The following is a 15,549-nucleotide window of genomic DNA, read 5'->3' as shown; positions in this document are numbered from 1 at the left end:
CAACCCTGCACAAGAATCAGGCTGAGCGGGTCCTTTTCATTATTTTCAAGACGTGACCGGATCGCTGACATCACTAGCGATGTCTACCAGCAGATCTGACGGTGGAAACCCGCCACCACGAGATATTTACTGCTGTTGTTTGTGAAGCTCACGCTGCGCAAGCTGTAAGGCGAGTGTTTCGATACGCTCGGCCATTTCCCGGGTCAGTTCGGTCAACTGAGTATTTTGTTTTAGCAATTCCAGCAGTTGTGCCGACTGCTCCTCTGCGAGTATCTGGCGCTTCGTCATTGCGTCGTCCAGATCTTCGCGGTGTTGTGCATCCGCCAGCGCATGCGCCTGATCTCGCTCCGCCTGCCGGGTTTGTGCCAGCAGGATCAGCGGAGCTGCATAGGCAGCCTGAATACTGAACGCAAGGTTGAGGAGAATAAAAGGATAGGGGTCAAATTTCACGGCGCCTGCAACGTTCAGAACAATCCACACGATCACTGCGATAGTCTGTCCAATCAGAAATATAGGCGTACCGAAAAAACGTGCGAAGGCTTCTGCTTTCAACGCAAACCACTCGTCGCCAAAAGTATGTGTAATACCTTTCAAGGGGCGATATAACCGAAATTTTTTATCTGGATGCATATCAAAAACTTCCTGTTGGGGAGGTTGCCAGAATCGCCGAAACTTTTTATCACTGGGCACTAAAGCCCCATCGTACGAAAGTATACTTTACGTATGTTATACGTTGGCTAAAGCGACTGTACAAAGCATATCAACCCAGTGACGCCGTCCAGTCACTATGAAGGTTCTTGGCTAGCAAACTCGTCCGGAATGACCTGCTTACCATTGGTTATCACGCGCCATCAACTGTGGGATAAAGTGCCAACATCCGCTTTTCGCTCTTAGCCCCTATGCACTTCACTCAGCGTTAACACAGGCCCACATATAGTGATTGTCAACGCCTTCAACTCGCTCAAAAATGAATCCTAAAGCGAGGTAGAAATCATTCGCCGGGCTCTCTTTCAACGCGATGAGACGGATAGCTTTACCAAGGTGTGTGGCTTTTTCCTGTATGCGTTTTACAACATCTTTTCCCACGCCCTTACCCTGAAATTTATTGTTGATATAGAAGTGATCCAGATAGAGGTACGTTGGGAAATCCCGTAGCACGTAAAATCCAACGATCTCATCTTGCCAACAGAGAATGAATGTCTCTTTATCCGTAAATGTCGCAAGGAAGCGTTCGCGTGCTCTGATGGGATCGAATCTGTTGATCGCCTCAAGACTCGGGCGCATGGCGTCAACGCGGAGTTCAGCCAGCATTGGCGCCTCATCAGCAATAGCAGGGCGGATATGTAGATTTAAGGGCAAAGTAACCTCGCATAGCGTCGGTGGTTTTTTACGCAGAATAACACTCTCTCATCACATGCCAGGCCACCCGTGTATTACAGAGTGAGAATGGGCCACGTGGTTAGGCAATCAAGAATGACATCATCAATATGCAGTGCTCAAAGTGACATAAAATTTTTGCTTAACAACCATACAGCTCCCGTTAATACCTCAGCCGACCGGTTCAGACAGAGAACCAGCCAGCGGGATATTGCTCGCAGATGAACGCCACGAAAACCGTAACTTTGGGGCTCTGAAGCCGACGGGAGGTGTGCAGCACCCAGAGTTCAGTCAATGTATCGGCTTCTCCCCAGCACACAAGTTCACCTTTTTCCAGCTGTTGGCTGACAATGGAGTGTGGAAGCATCGCCGCTCCGGCACCCGCCAGGGTGGCATCCCGTACGGTCAGAAGGGAAGAGAGGCGCATCACGGGCTGTGGCGCGAAGCGACGCTGCCCGCTCTGAACGGTCCAGACCTCTCCGTCCGAATAGGTTGACATCACGATCGCTGGAATTTCAGTCGCACTTTGCGCATCGCCGACCGGCATCTTAAAAGCGGGAACCGCCACCAGAACCTGTTTGTCCCTGGCAAATCGTCTGCCAACCAGCGCGCTGTTTTTGTGCGGATTAATACGGATCGCGACATCAAAATGCTCATCCACCAGGTCACTCATCCGGTTTTCAGAAATCACTTCAACGTAAATGTGAGGATAGCGGCGGCGAAATTCGGTCAAAAGCCGCCCGAGAGCCAACTGCGAAAAAAGCAGTGGGGCCGCAATACGCAGCCATCCCGAGGGATTTGCCGAATCTTCCCGCGCTGCTTCGGCGGCTTCATCAATGTCACGTATTGCGCCGACGGTGCGTGACAAAAGACGTTCACCTGCCTCTGTGATTTGCAACCGCTGACCGCCGCGCTCAATAAGACGTACACCGAGTGCCTCTTCAAGCTCAGTCAGCCTGCGCGAAAGGGTGGCCTTCGGTTTTCCGCTGGCGCGACTGGCTGCGCCGATCCCGCCCGAGGCCGCGATGAGATGGAAATCTTTAAGCGCATTAATATCCATGGGTGTCTCATTTATGGAACAAACTATCTAAAAAATAGCATCTTCAAAGCAAAAATGGATCGCGATAGTGTTTGTTCACACCAACCAAACACCACGGAGTAAATACCATGACCATACTGATCACCGGAGCAACCGGCCGCGTCGGCCGCAATATTGTTAATCAACTTCTTCGACGCGGTGCCGATTTCCGCGTTTTGACTCGTGATCCCACAAAGGCTGGCTTTGCCGAAAATGTAGAGGTTGTTAAAGGCGACATGCTGGATATCGACGCCTTGCGCGCCGCTTTCAGGGGCATCAAGACGCTGTTTTTACTGAATGCGGTCGCGGGTGACGAATATACCCAGACGATTATTACCCTCAACATTGCCCGCGAGTGCGGCGTTGAGCGCGTGGTTTACCTCTCCGTCTTTGACGCCGATGTTTCCGTCAATGTGCCGCACTTCGCCGTAAAATATGGGGCCGAGCGCATGCTTAAAGAGATGGACTTTAGCGCCACCATTCTGCGGCCAACCTACTTTATCGACAATGAGGTCATGATTAAGGATGTGGTCATGAATCACGGTATTTATCCGATGCCGATCGGCGGTATTGGGCTGGCGATGGTGGACACCCGCGATATCGCCGAGGTGGCGGCCATTGAACTGCTACGGCGCGATCGCGCGAGCGGAAAACTGCCTGTCGAGACGATTAATCTCGTTGGCCCCGATACGCTGACGGGGGAGGGTGCTGCCGCTGTATGGAGCGAGGTGCTGGGCCGCGAGATTATCTACGGCGGTGACAACCCGGATGCGTTCGAAGCAAGCATGGCGGAATTTATGCCGAAATGGATGGCTTACGAAATGCGTCTGATGGCTGAGCGCTACGTCAGCCATGGCATGTTGCCGAAGGACGGCGACAGAGAGCGGCTGGTCACGCTTCTTGGCCGCCCGCTACATACTTACCGCGACGTCGTGACGGCACTTGCCGCGCAATAAAATGCACCTTCTCACACGCGGGCGTTGGCTTAAGGAAAAGCCCGCCTTTCCTTCAACGTGGGGGAAGGTGGTTGAGTGATCCCATTCTGGCGCCTGAAAACGCCCGGTGGAACGCCGACATATTGCGTGAAGGCCACGTTAAAGGCGCTCGCTGACTGATAGCCGACGTGAAAGGCAATTTGTTCGATTTTCTCTTTGCTGCTCACCAGCGATTTTTTCGCTAACGACATGCGCCAGAAGAGAAGATATTGCCCTGGCGGCATGCCGACGGTCTCATTGAAAGCAGCAAAAAAAGCGGAGCGGGACATGGCGGCGTGGCGGGCGAGCTGCGCTATTTGCCACTCAACGCCCGGTTTTTCATGGATCAGATGCAGCGCGACGGCGATCTTTTCATGTTGCAGCCCTTTCAGGATGCCAGCCGTTTTCGGCAGATCATGATTACTGCGTAACGACTCTACCAGCAGCAACTGTAAAAGACGCATTAATACCCCATCACGCCCTGGTCGCCTGGCCCGGCTTTCATCCAGCAGGAGTTCAAGCAACGTGGCGAAACGACGTTGCCCTTTAATCAGGATCTCGTTTGGCAATAAAGAGACGATGAGTTGCTTATCCGGTGTATCGAATTCACAGTGGCCGACATACATGACCAGATCGGCTGGCCCGTTTGTTGCGCCAATTCTCACATACCCTTCGCTGATAATCGTTGGCGTTGTAATTTCAGTTGGGACAGGTCTGCCCGCGTTGGTGTTCTCGAAAGAGTAAGTTGCGGGTATCAGAATAAAATCACCGGCAACAAGCAACGTTGAGCCTTTGCCGTTAACGTTGATCACGCATTCGCCTTCCAGCACGGCGCAGTAAAAGGCCTCTCCGCCAGACTCCCGAACAATATGCCACTGCCCGCTCCCTTCAACGAGTTTTGAATGCGATGGCTTGGGGTTGAGCAGGGCAACAATATCGGTCAACGGATCTGACATTGGACTTTCTCTAAAGTTTACGGGACTTTTGATTATATATTGTCCTGCTGGTGGTCGCTATGATCACCGCTCTTGCCACCAAAGAGGATCACATATGCCTACTGTACTGATTACCGGTTGCTCTTCAGGTTTTGGCCTTGCCGCAGCAAAACTTTTTTTACAGCAGGGTTGGGAAGTGATTGCCACGATGAGAACGCCTGACCCGACAGGTTTGCCTGCAAGCGACAAACTGACGATTTTGCCGCTCGATATTACTTCTGCGCAGAGTATTAACACAGTCGTGAAAGCGGCGGGCGCGATTGATGTTTTGGTGAATAACGCGGGTTTTGGCGCACCTGTACCGGTCGAACTTACGCCGCTTGCCACCGCGCAGCAGTTAATGAACACCAATGTGCTGGGTACGTTGTCATTAACCCAGGCGTTTTTGCCGCTGATGAGAGAGAAGCAATCAGGGGTCATCATTAATGTTTCTTCATCAGTGACGACTCAGGCGATGCCGCTGATTGGCCTTTATCGCGCCAGTAAAGCGGCGCTGAATGCGTGGAGCGAATCACTCGCCATTGAAGCCAGGCCTTTTGGTATTCGTGTTCACGTGGTGTTACCGGGGCGCTCCCCGGAAACGAAGTTCGGCGAGAATGCACGAGCGCATTTTGCAGGCATCGACGATCCCGCCTATGGGCAAATGGTGAGGGAATTTATCCAGAGAGTGGGAGAGAGCAACTCACCTGTGACCTATGCTGAGGATGTCGCGAATGCCATCTTCGCTGTTGCTCAAAATCCCGATGCGCCGCTCTACACTGCCGCGGGTGAAGATGCCCAAATGATGCTGAAAGAGGCGCAGCATCGTTCACCTTTCTCTTACTAATTACGCTGAACGAAAACGGGAGTCGCAAAGAAGGTCAAAGAGGGGATATTCCCCTCTCTGTTTTCGCAAATCACGCTGGCTCCCGTTTTCCACTTCTTTGCTGCGAATCAAGATGACCAGGATGTTTTGTGTGGCAGTGACCATTAACGGGGCAGTGGCTGCACCAAATTTTAAAAAAGCCTTTAATTTTGACCCCGTGATCCTTTTTACGCTGGGCCAGCATCTGGCGATGTGACCTTTTATGATGAGGTTCCGGTGCTGCCGGGGAATCGCTGTTCCAGCCGATGATACAGCGAATCGAGATTACGCGGATTTTTCCACAGAGGCTGCGCGGCGCGTAACAAGAGTGGACGTGGGAAATAACGGATTTTCAGCGGGCTGGCGAATCCGGCAGCAATTCGCTCAGCCGATTGATGTTGGTTATGTTACTTGAGGGAAAGGCTGGCCGGCGCTGAAGACAGGCCGCCGGATCGCCGGATAAGCCGGATACTGAGCCCGGCACCCGTGGCGAGACATACCGCCATCGCCAGCAGCGCGACGATAAAGGCATGCGTGATATTCGCACTGCTTTTACCGTTACCCAACATACTGTAAAAAATGCCGCCGATGACGGCGACGCTCAGCGCCGTGCTGATTTGTAATGCCGAACTGGTGACGCCGGCAATCATGCCTGAAAACTCTGGCGCAACGCGGCCGGTTACCATCCGCACCAGCGTTGGCATCGCTAGCCCCTGGCCAAGACCGGTCACAAATAGCAGTACGGCGAGCGGCAGCATGGCAGGCGCGCTGCCCGTTAGCGTATTGGCAATTAACCATGCCAGGCCTGCTAACCCCGCGGTCTCGCATCCCATCCCGATTGCGCTCAGGTAATTACCGACAAAACGCCGCAGATAAGGCGTCAGCAACGGCCCTATCAGAAAGCCGACGCCAAAGGGCAGAAAAAGCAGGCCTGCGCTCAGGGCGTTTAAATGCAACGCACCTTGCAGATACACAGAAAACAACAGAAAGAAGGCGGCGATGGAATAAAACAGCAACACGATCGCCAGCCCCTGGCCCAACCCCGGCGCGCGTAACACGCCCGGATCAAGCAGCGGCGAACCGCCATTCCAGCTAAGGCGACGTTCATAACGCCATAACAACGCGCTCAGCAGTGGGAAAGCAAGCAATGACAGCCACGTCCACCAGGGCCATCCTGCATCATGGCCTTCAATCAACGGCACAATCAGCGTACTGAGTGTGACGGTTGCCAGCAGCATGCCAATGGGGTCCAACCGCTGCGCAGATTGTGCCCGCGTTTCTTTCAGCAACGGCAGACCAAAGAGAATGACCAGTAGCGCCACCGGCAGGTTAACGAGAAAAATAGCCCGCCATCCCAGTTGAAACAGGTCCGCTGAAATCAGGATGCCACCCAATACCTGGCCGATAACGGAGGCCAGGCCAAACACAGCGCCATAGAGACTCAGTGCTAACGGTTTCTCTGCTTCCGGAAAAATGGCCTGCACGGAAGCCAGTGCCTGGGGCGCCATAATGGCGGCCGTGGCGCCCTGTAACATGCGTCCAGTAATCAGTACCCACGGTGACCAGGCTACACCGCACAGCAGCGATGCAGCAGCAAAACCGAGAAGCCCAAGAAAAAACATTTTCCCACGACCATAAATATCGCCCAGGCGGCCGCCGGTAATTAATGTCACCGCATACACGCCAGCATAGGATGAAATGACCAGCTGTTCAGCGGAGAAAGAGGCGCCCAGCTCGCTCTGAATAGCAGGCAGCGCAACATTGACGATAAAAAAATCGAGCGGTGGCAAGAATGCGCCGACCAGTAAAATGACAAACATTGCCCAGCGACGCGGCTCGGCTTGCGTGAGGCTATGTGCCGACATAGAACACTCCATCGGTAGCGGTTCCGTCCCCGGTAAGAGACGTTTTGTTATGGCAAAAAATGTGCTGTTAACCTGTTTGGGTGAGTGGGGAGAGGTCAGCGCATGCCGCCAGAGGCCAGAATCACCTCACCGGTGACCCATCCCGCGTCGTCTGATGCGAGAAATGAGACGATCGGGGCAACATCCTGCACCTGACCGATGCGACCGAGTGGCGTCTGCTGTTCATTCCATCTCTGGAACTCCGAGTTCATCGCGCCCGCACTATGGCTGCCTTCTGTTTCGATCAGGCCGGGGTTAACCGCGTTGACGCGAATTCCCCGGGGGCCAAGCTCGCGCGAGAGTACGCCGGTGATGGCGTCAATTGCGCCTTTGGTGCCGCTGTAGACGGCGCTTTCGGCAATAAAGACGCGGGTGACGAACGAACTGATGTTGATGATGCAACTGCCTTTATTCAGGTGCGGCGCGGCCGCGCCAGCCAGCAACAGCGGGCCCAGAACATTGATGTCGAACTGCCTGCGATAGAGGGCTTCGGTGCTCTCTTCAATACTGGCGAACTGATAAATACCGGCGTTATTCACCACAATGTCCAGACGCCCAAAATTGTCGATGGCCGCGTTGACCAGCGCCTCGACCTCTGCCTGGTTGGTGACATCCGCTGCGATCGCCACGGCCTGCCCACCGGCGGCTTCAATATCGGCAACGACCTTATCGGCGCCGCTTCTGCCTGAAGCGTAATTGACGATGACTTTCGCGCCGTCAGCCGCCAACTGGCGGGCAATGCCAGCTCCGATACCGCTGGAGCCACCGGTCACAATGGCAACTTTGTCTTTTAATTTATTCATCTTTTCAGCTTCCTGATATCGCCGCGCGGGGCGGTTGGGTTGAGGAGGCTATGGTGATATCTACATAATTGTTTTGGAACTGACACTTTTGTATATTCGATGTTCATTTTTGAACGGTGAGACAATGGCATGGAGTGGAGCGACGTCCGGGTATTTCTTGCAGTCATGCGTAAGGGCTCTTTCGGCGAGGCTGCCCGAAGCCTTGGCGTGAGCCATCCGACGGTTGGGCGCAGGATAAAGGCGCTTGAGGATGAGGCGCAGCAGGCGTTATTTCGCCGGACAAGGGATGGTCTGGTGCTGACGGATGCCGGCGACAGGGTTATGACGCTGGCAGAAGCGATGGAGAACTCCGCGCTGGCGATGGAACGGCGCCTGGCAGGTAATCACGAACGACTAGAAGGGATATTGCGGATATCGTCAGCCGAGTGGTTTGCTAACTATGTTCTGGCACCTGTGCTGGTCGAACTGACGCGCCGTCATCCGTCGATTGTGCCGGAAGTTATCGCCAGCTACCGTTTACTTAATCTGTCGCGCCGTGATGCCGATATGGCATTTCGCATCGTTCCCTTTACCGAACCGGATATTGTCCAGCGTCGCCTGATGAGTATTCCCTATGCGCTGTATGGAACGCCGGAAACCGCGCATCTCGCGCAGCACAACCCGGCGGCAGTGGGGCTTATTCTGATGAATACGGCACAATCCCACTTTTCTGACGTTGCCTGGCTGCTCGACAGATTTCCGCAGTCGCGACGTGTGTTCACCAGCACCAGCCGGGCCGTTCAGGCGCAGATGTGCCAGCGGGGAATGGGGATTGCCGTGCTGCCGCGGCCTCTTGGCGATGCCATCTCCGGATTACAAAGCATTCGCATGCCGGAGCCGCCGCCGTCGAAAGATATCTGGGTGGGGTATCACTATGATCTGCGGCATATGGATCGCCTGCGGGTCATGCTGGATATCGCCGATGCGTTGCTGGCGGATCCCGCGACGCCAGCAACGTGAATCTGTTCGCCACTCGTCCGCTTCTGCTGTTGTGCCTGCGGATTTTATCCCTGATACATTGGCAGGGGAAGAAACGTTCGGGTATTCAATGAGTTGCGTACTGCCCCGTCATCTGAACCGGGGCGGAGTGAATGGATATTTATTGGCCGTGCGTAGCCATAAGCTGGCGGGAAGCACACGTCGAACAGCGATCAGAAACGATATGTCACCAGCAGGCTTCCCGTGGGTGATGTTTTTCGTTGCACAATCGGGCTATTGCGCGCATCACCCGTTAACTGCGTAACGCCCGCTGCGGCAACCACGCTCCAGTCCTGGTTGAACTTATGTGTCCAGTTAAGATTCGTTGACCAGGCATAAATTCCCGCGCCGGCGTCATATCGCGTAAACCCCGATGCGGCCGACTGGGATGCACTGACCCCGTAGTAAGTCTGCATATACTTGTCAGTTCCCCAACTGCCGGTCAGCGCCAGCGTCACGGAATTGTTCGATGAGGTATAGAGTGGGCTATTAATGCCGAAATGCAGGGCCGCACCATTGTTTCGCTCAGAAACCGGCACTTCAGCCTGCAATTGCAAATTAAGCCAGTCGGTCACGCTGTACCCCAGGCCAAACACACCGAGAGCCGAACCTTTGATGTCGCCCATACCGCGCAAATAGTCGCTGCCGTCGCTGATCGAATCGCTGTCCACGTCGCGATCTTTACGGCCTGCGCGATAACTCAGTGCCGCGTTGTAATCGAACTTGCCGATGTTATTGCCGTAACCGATGCCCCGCGTGGTGCTAACAAAGAAACCATTTGCCATCGTGTAATCGAGCACCAGGGCAGTTGTGACGCGGCTTTTATCCGCACCAGAATAGCGTGGCGTAACATTCGCACCGCCTCCGAGGGTCAACGCGTTGCCCGGATCCTGTTCTGCCGCCAGTATCGGGGTGGCCAGTAACGCCAGGACCGCGCCCGGCAACATTTTTTTCAGGCTGCGCCCCGAAAGTGAAAGGGGGAACTTATGACGCAGTTTGATGTTTCTCATTAAAGAAGTCCTTGTGGATTCAAATGATTACGATACAAGCGGGTGTTAAACGCCAGAACGCTCATTCTGCATGCGCCCCCTAAAGTTCTCATGAGCCAAAAATGAAGAAAGGATGAAGCAAGTACAGGCGCTGCAAAGCTGGTAGATTTCCTGATACCGTTTTTTTCTTCAGACGTTCTTCATTCACTGTTGATACCGTAACCATTGTGAAAATTCTCCTAATCGAAGACGACCTGGATCTCGGCAACGGCGTGCGTATTGCCCTTGCAGATCAAGGGTTTGATGTTATATGGGTTCGCCGCAAAGAGGATGCGCTGCATCAACTCGATGCCTGCGTGCCTGAACTGGTGTTGCTCGACCTCGGCTTGCCCGACGGCGATGGCATGAGCCTGATGGCGGGTTTGCGTCAGCAGCTCAAGGGTATCCCCGTCATCATCCTGACGGCGCGAGGCACACTGCAAGATCGCCTCTCTGGACTGGACGCCGGTGCAGACGACTATCTCGTCAAACCTTTTGTTCTTGCCGAGTTGTTGGCCAGAGTGAGAGCGCTTGCGCGACGCAGTTACGGTTTTGAGAACGAGGCGATAGAACTTCGCGGATTATCGCTTCATGTGCCGACGCGACGCGTGACCGTGAATGCACGGCATGTTGAGTTGACGGCAAGTGAATATGCACTGCTTGAAACGTTGATGTTGCGTACTGACCGCGTGCTGACACGCAGTTTTCTGGAAGAAAGGATCTTCGGCGCAAAAGAAAATATGAGTAATGCGCTCGATGTGCATATGGGGAATTTGCGTCGCAAAATCGGCGACGGCTATGTGCGAACGGTGAGGGGCGTTGGGTATGTCATTGATACCGTACCCATTCATAAGGGGGCAGGTTGATGCGAAATTTTTGGCGCCACCTGAGAACCCCAACGTTCGTACGGCGAATTATGGTAGCCCAAATGCTACTGCTCACACTGCTCTGGTGTCTTTTTCTGACCTTCGTTTTGTGGGAGGACTTGCGTAGCCCCCCGATATTAACGGGCAACAAGACTTACGAAACCATTTTTACAGTGGTTGAGAGTATGGGCGATCGCCCACAGGATCGAACTCATGTACTGGCTGCGCTCAGTAGGGCGGTGCGGGAAGATTATGGCGGAGGTGAAGATCCCGAACTCTCAATCAGCCTCATCGTGCGCAAGAATAAAGAAATAATTTATGCATCTGATGGCGCGCCAGTCGGGGTGACCAACACCAGATACGGGAAAATTGAGCGTATTCAGCGTGACGGTCGCGCCTGGACCTGCCGTACGCTCAAGTCCGGGAACTCTGACACAGAGGTCACACTTGTTACCCCTGCCGGAGGCTGGAACTTCTTTATCTACCTGAACTCGCGTGGCTACTACGTCATGCCGCTGCTGGTATGCATTCCTTTTCTTTTGTTTCCCGCGTGGCTGTCAATCCGCATTGCAATGCGCCCCTGGAATAAGGTGGTCAATGAAGTTTCCTTACGCACACCGGACGATCTCTCGCCCTTAAAAGCCGTGCCAAAACATAGGGAGCTTCGCCAAATGGTGGATGCTGTAAATGGATTTCTTGCCAGGGTGCGAGAAGGCACTGAAAGGGAGCGCGTTTTCATTGCCGATGCCGCTCACGAGTTGCGAACCCCGCTGGCTGCAATGCGAATCAATGTTGAGGCTTTGCAGTCCTACGTAAGCAGCGATAGCCAAAAAGAGTTGCTTGCCGGGATTATTCGCAGCAATAGCCGGGCGGCTCGTCTCGTCAATCAGTTGCTGCTGATGATGCACAGCGAAGCGCGCATTGACATGGTTATGGAGCCTGTGCCGCTGACGACGCTTATACAAGAGCGAATGGCTGGCCTGGTGCCGCTCGCTGCGGAGCGCAGGGTTGAGCTTGAATTCTACTCTGATGATGAAATCTGGATAACCGGTGTCAGGGAACGCCTGATGTCGCTTATCGATAACGTAATTGAAAATGCCGTGAAGTACAGTCCTGAAGGCGGGCGGGTTGAGGTGGATTTACGATCCTTAGATAAGTCCACTCAGCTACGTGTCTCAGATGCCGGGCCCGGCATTCCTGTTGAATTGAGGGAGCGCGTGTTCGATAGATTTTTTCGCGATCCCAATCAGATGCAAAGCGGGAGTGGGCTGGGACTTGCCATCGTCAAAGCGGTTGCGCAGCAACACAACAGCAGCGTAAGCCTCAGTACGTCTGCAGAAGGTGGGTTGATGGTTACGGTTGATTTCCTAAATCACAAGCTCGTCTGAAAAAACACAACGTTGATTCCGGCCCAGCGGAGGGCATCTACCTGAACAATGGAGTAAAAATTGAAATACGTTGCCCTGGCAAGCCTATTGCTTTCGCTATCACTCAGCGGGTGCGCTATTACCGTCAGCGAACTAAAAAGCAGCCAATCCTCTTTTGACGGCAGTTTCACGAGCAAGACAGGGCCTTCTGATACCTATCGAACCATAAGGCACATGGCAAGGCAGTGCCTCGAATATGAGGCATATTCAGGCAATCCGGTGATTGTATTAAGCGAGTTTGACAGCGAGCGCAAAAAAGGTGAGATCAATCAAAAGCTCCTTTCTCAAGGGTTATTGATTAACAACACGCTAATTGAGATAGAAAACCATGATGGCGACAAAGCGCAGGTCAGCCTGTACACAACCAAAAACCTCTTGAGCGCGGGCATCCGGTCGCCAAAGATAAGTGATATCAAGCGCTGGGCTGGCGGCGATAAAACGTGCTAGCACGGCACTCACGTATAACTCAGCACTATCGCGAAGCATCTCTGGCCATATGGCTTGCGCCACATTGATTAACACACCACGATGTTAGTAATGTCCGCAGATCGCTCACAGTAGACCTGATGGCTACGCAGCGTGTCCGCTGCGTGCCAGAAGCGAAAATCCACTGTAACGCGTTATGCCAGATTCATAACACTTCACTTAATCGCTACGGAAATGTTCAATAGGTAACAGGGTGCGGTTCTGAGCTTACTCTTGGGAAGTGAGCGAATTTATCCTGAACCCGTCACCGTCAGGAATAATGTTCAACATAGTCAATGGCATGCAGGCAAAAGCTTCCTGAGCACCGTTAGTATGGGGAGCGACGGCAACCACCCGCGCACCACTTGCGTTACCGGCACGTATCCCCGCCGCCGCATCCTCAAAAACAACACAGTCACGAGCCGGGTAACCAAGAAGCGATGCTGCTCTTAAATAGCCTTCAGGTGAGGATTTACCTTCAGCGACATCCTCGGCACACACCATAACAGGCGGAAGCGGTAAACCAGCTGCTTTCATCCTGTTTACAGCTAACTCCCGGCGGGCAGAGGTATCAAACGCCCAGCGATCCTGCGGTAGTCGTTTTAACAAATCAGTCGAACCAGCCATGGCGACATTTCAGCTGTGCCTCAAGAAAGCTGAGTATCGACAATCGATTGCTGCTCATTACATTCTCCCGGCTATTGACCCTGCAGAGCGGGCAAGCAGTCTGCTGCACTCGGCACTTCTGGTCTGATAAATCAGATAAAGGGGCGTGAAATCAGCTCCATTCCCAGTACAATCAGGAACAGAAGAAAACACTGCCTGAAACGCATGGTACTGATGCGTGCCCGCACCTTCTGCCCCAGCCACATCCCAGCCAGAGCAGGGAGTGTGGACATCAATGACAGCGAAAACTGCTCTATTCGGAACGCGTCATGAAGATAAAGCCCTGCGGCCAGCGCAACCGTAGAAACGGTAAATGACAGCCCAAGGGCCTGGACGAGTTCATCTTTACTGAAGCGAAGCGACTGAAGAAAGGGAACGGCTGGCATAACGAATACGCCTGTCGCACCAGTTATTACGCCTGTAATGCCACCAATAACAGGTGACAGCCATTTCTCCCGGGCCTGAGAAACGGTAAGCGACGGCGAAACCAGCGCAAAAACCGCATAAACGATTAACGCCACACCCAGGCCGAACGCTGACCAGGTGGGATTAATGCTGATAAGAAGCGAAGATGCGGCCACCGTACCTGCCAGTATTAGCAGCATCATCAGCCAAAGACGTCTAATGATAAGCATCACTGAAGGGCCAGTAAAAAGCTGCAGCACATTCGTCACGAAAGAAGGAGTAACCAGCAGTGCCGCCGCGATCGGGAGAGGCATAAACATGCCAAGTAATCCCATTGCCACCGTTGGCAAACCCATTCCGGTCACGCCTTTTACGAAACCGGCGAGGATAAATATTAGTAAAAGATAGATATGCAGTTGTTCGCTCACGAAATTTGCCCTGATGAAGGATTTCCAGAGATTCAAACATCCCGGCCGTTAGTGGACAATCTGGTTTAAGCGCGTCATGCTTCGGATGGTCCGAAGGCTTAGGTGAATATCTTATGAGGTGGGATCTTTCTGATTTGAAACTTGTCGTCTGCATCGCTGACGCGGGAAGCATTACCCATGGTGCCCGGTACGCCAGCCTGGCTGCTGGCTCGGCCAGTGAGAGGCTGAAAAACATAGAGGAAGACACTGGGGTGAAACTGTTCTTTCGTCATCCGAGAGGCGTCAGCCTGACAGAAGCCGGTGAGATCGTTGTTCGCCATGCCCGTGAAATACTGTCCCGGCAGGAGCGACTTAAAGCTGAACTCGGCGCTTACGTTAAAGGAGTTAGAGGGAAGGTGCGATTATATGCCAATACTTCATCGATGGCCGAGTTTCTGCCTGGAAGGCTTGCAAAGTGGCTTACAGAATACCCTGATGTGGCCATTGAGCTTGAAGAGAGAACCAGTGCAGATATCATTAATAGCATAAGCAATGGTATTGTTGAAGCAGGGCTCGTCTCTGATGCAGTAGACGCTGGCGAACTCACGCTTGAACCCATAGCAGATGACAGACTTGCTCTTATCGTTCCCATCACTCACCCTCTTGGATGCAGAGATAACGTCTTTCTCTCGGACGCGATCAGCGAACCTTTTATTGGGCTTTACCCCGGCAATGCGCTGCAGGATCACATCAGTGAACATGCAAGAGAGCTTGGTCATCAACTGACTTACCGAATCAGAATGAGCAGTTTTGAAGGTATTTGCGAGATGGTCAGTAGCGGCATTGGCGTAGGGATTCTTCCAGAATCTGTAGCTGAGCGCTTCAGCAAAAAGCTCGCCTACCAAATATTGCCGCTACACGACCAATGGGCGCGCCGGAGAATCTGCATTTGCTATAAGAACCAGAATGCACTGAGCCCGGTCATGGCAGGATTAATCGAGTTTCTAAGAGTACTGGATTTATAAATATCCCTGTTATGCCAGCTTAACGCAGCCCAACGTTTACATAAGCAGTTCCAGCTATGCCTTGATTGTGGGGCAAACTGCGCACTTACGCTCATACCAGACCTTCACTCCGACTTGTCGACGTCTTCATATCTGTAGCCGGCCCCTCCCGCTCACGTTCTCTTTAATAAAAAGGACGCTGTTCGTTATCACTCACGGACTGTTTTTTTCTTTTTTTAAATTCCTTTTGAGATAATGGTTGACGAGGTAGAACGATCGTTCTACCTTT

At 53.1% G+C, this 15,549-nt stretch carries 16 protein-coding genes; 7 read left to right on the top strand and 9 right to left on the bottom strand.

Going from position 1 to position 15,549, the window contains the following annotated elements; translation table 11 throughout:
- Positions 1-126 precede the first annotated feature (126 nt).
- The 3 genes from ACFX4O_RS00500 to ACFX4O_RS00490 all read right to left on the bottom strand — a co-directional run bounded on the left by ACFX4O_RS00500 (position 127) and on the right by ACFX4O_RS00490 (position 2,437).
- Positions 127-630 (bottom strand): DUF1003 domain-containing protein, encoded by a 504-nt coding sequence (locus tag ACFX4O_RS00500; protein ID WP_380206522.1) that lies wholly within the window; start codon positions 628-630, stop codon positions 127-129.
- 276 nt (positions 631-906) lie between these two features.
- A complete protein-coding gene (locus tag ACFX4O_RS00495; protein ID WP_380206520.1) occupies positions 907-1,311 on the bottom strand; it encodes a GNAT family N-acetyltransferase in 405 nt (134 codons plus the stop codon).
- A gap of 250 nt (positions 1,312-1,561) precedes the next feature.
- On the bottom strand, positions 1,562-2,437 hold the full coding sequence (locus ACFX4O_RS00490; RefSeq protein ID WP_131413502.1) for a LysR family transcriptional regulator: 876 nt from the start codon (positions 2,435-2,437) through the stop codon (positions 1,562-1,564).
- A gap of 107 nt (positions 2,438-2,544) precedes the next feature.
- Between ACFX4O_RS00490 and ACFX4O_RS00485 the strand changes: the two genes are divergently transcribed.
- Positions 2,545-3,411 carry an SDR family oxidoreductase gene (locus ACFX4O_RS00485; protein ID WP_380206518.1) on the top strand — a complete coding sequence of 289 codons (867 nt, stop codon included), beginning with the start codon at positions 2,545-2,547 and terminating at the stop codon, positions 3,409-3,411.
- Positions 3,412-3,440: 29 nt separating this feature from the next.
- On the opposite strand, the gene ACFX4O_RS00480 is transcribed toward ACFX4O_RS00485, so the two are convergent.
- On the bottom strand, positions 3,441-4,385 hold the full coding sequence (locus ACFX4O_RS00480) for an AraC family transcriptional regulator (protein WP_380206516.1): 945 nt from the start codon (positions 4,383-4,385) through the stop codon (positions 3,441-3,443).
- A gap of 94 nt (positions 4,386-4,479) precedes the next feature.
- Between ACFX4O_RS00480 and ACFX4O_RS00475 the strand changes: the two genes are divergently transcribed.
- A complete protein-coding gene (locus ACFX4O_RS00475; protein ID WP_380206514.1) occupies positions 4,480-5,250 on the top strand; it encodes an SDR family oxidoreductase in 771 nt (256 codons plus the stop codon).
- 425 nt (positions 5,251-5,675) lie between these two features.
- Here the strand turns inward: ACFX4O_RS00475 and ACFX4O_RS00470 are convergent, their stop codons facing one another.
- Together ACFX4O_RS00470 and ACFX4O_RS00465 are read right to left on the bottom strand one after the other, a co-directional pair.
- The gene (locus ACFX4O_RS00470) at positions 5,676-7,133 is read right to left on the bottom strand and encodes an MFS transporter (RefSeq protein WP_380206512.1); all 1,458 of its coding nucleotides are present in this window, start codon (positions 7,131-7,133) and stop codon (positions 5,676-5,678) included.
- Between the two features lie 95 nt (positions 7,134-7,228).
- Positions 7,229-7,975 carry a glucose 1-dehydrogenase gene (locus ACFX4O_RS00465; protein ID WP_380206510.1) on the bottom strand — a complete coding sequence of 249 codons (747 nt, stop codon included), beginning with the start codon at positions 7,973-7,975 and terminating at the stop codon, positions 7,229-7,231.
- A gap of 129 nt (positions 7,976-8,104) precedes the next feature.
- Between ACFX4O_RS00465 and ACFX4O_RS00460 the strand changes: the two genes are divergently transcribed.
- Positions 8,105-8,974: a LysR family transcriptional regulator gene (locus ACFX4O_RS00460; RefSeq protein WP_131413490.1), complete on the top strand. Its 870-nt coding sequence runs from the start codon at positions 8,105-8,107 to the stop codon at positions 8,972-8,974.
- 191 nt (positions 8,975-9,165) lie between these two features.
- Here the strand turns inward: ACFX4O_RS00460 and ACFX4O_RS00455 are convergent, their stop codons facing one another.
- Positions 9,166-10,002 carry a MipA/OmpV family protein gene (locus tag ACFX4O_RS00455; RefSeq protein WP_380206508.1) on the bottom strand — a complete coding sequence of 279 codons (837 nt, stop codon included), beginning with the start codon at positions 10,000-10,002 and terminating at the stop codon, positions 9,166-9,168.
- Between the two features lie 206 nt (positions 10,003-10,208).
- On the opposite strand from ACFX4O_RS00455, the gene ACFX4O_RS00450 reads away from it, so the two are divergent.
- The 3 genes from ACFX4O_RS00450 to ACFX4O_RS00440 are packed head-to-tail and all read left to right on the top strand — an operon-like array spanning position 10,209 to position 12,760.
- Positions 10,209-10,886, top strand: coding sequence for a response regulator (locus ACFX4O_RS00450; protein ID WP_380206506.1), 678 nt, complete (start codon positions 10,209-10,211; stop codon positions 10,884-10,886).
- Complete coding sequence (locus tag ACFX4O_RS00445; protein WP_380206504.1) at positions 10,886-12,274, top strand: sensor histidine kinase; 1,389 nt, start codon at positions 10,886-10,888, stop codon at positions 12,272-12,274. Before ACFX4O_RS00450 ends, ACFX4O_RS00445 begins: the two co-directional genes overlap by 1 nt.
- A gap of 60 nt (positions 12,275-12,334) precedes the next feature.
- A complete protein-coding gene (locus tag ACFX4O_RS00440) occupies positions 12,335-12,760 on the top strand; it encodes a hypothetical protein (RefSeq protein ID WP_380206502.1) in 426 nt (141 codons plus the stop codon).
- 246 nt (positions 12,761-13,006) lie between these two features.
- Here the strand turns inward: ACFX4O_RS00440 and ACFX4O_RS00435 are convergent, their stop codons facing one another.
- A complete protein-coding gene (locus ACFX4O_RS00435) occupies positions 13,007-13,405 on the bottom strand; it encodes an HAD-IA family hydrolase (RefSeq protein WP_380206500.1) in 399 nt (132 codons plus the stop codon).
- 131 nt (positions 13,406-13,536) lie between these two features.
- Positions 13,537-14,277: a sulfite exporter TauE/SafE family protein gene (locus ACFX4O_RS00430; protein WP_380206498.1), complete on the bottom strand. Its 741-nt coding sequence runs from the start codon at positions 14,275-14,277 to the stop codon at positions 13,537-13,539.
- Between the two features lie 113 nt (positions 14,278-14,390).
- Here ACFX4O_RS00430 and ACFX4O_RS00425 point away from each other — a divergent pair, with 113 nt between their 5' ends.
- Positions 14,391-15,281: a LysR family transcriptional regulator gene (locus ACFX4O_RS00425; RefSeq protein WP_380206496.1), complete on the top strand. Its 891-nt coding sequence runs from the start codon at positions 14,391-14,393 to the stop codon at positions 15,279-15,281.
- The last annotated feature ends 268 nt before the right edge of the window (positions 15,282-15,549 follow it).

Origin of the sequence: Kosakonia sp. YIM B13571, from assembly GCF_042788095.1 — a bacterium.
Lineage (GTDB): Bacteria > Pseudomonadota > Gammaproteobacteria > Enterobacterales > Enterobacteriaceae > Kosakonia > Kosakonia quasisacchari.
The sequence above is the reverse complement of the archived record's forward strand: the minus strand, read 5'-3'. Positions and strand labels throughout refer to the sequence as shown.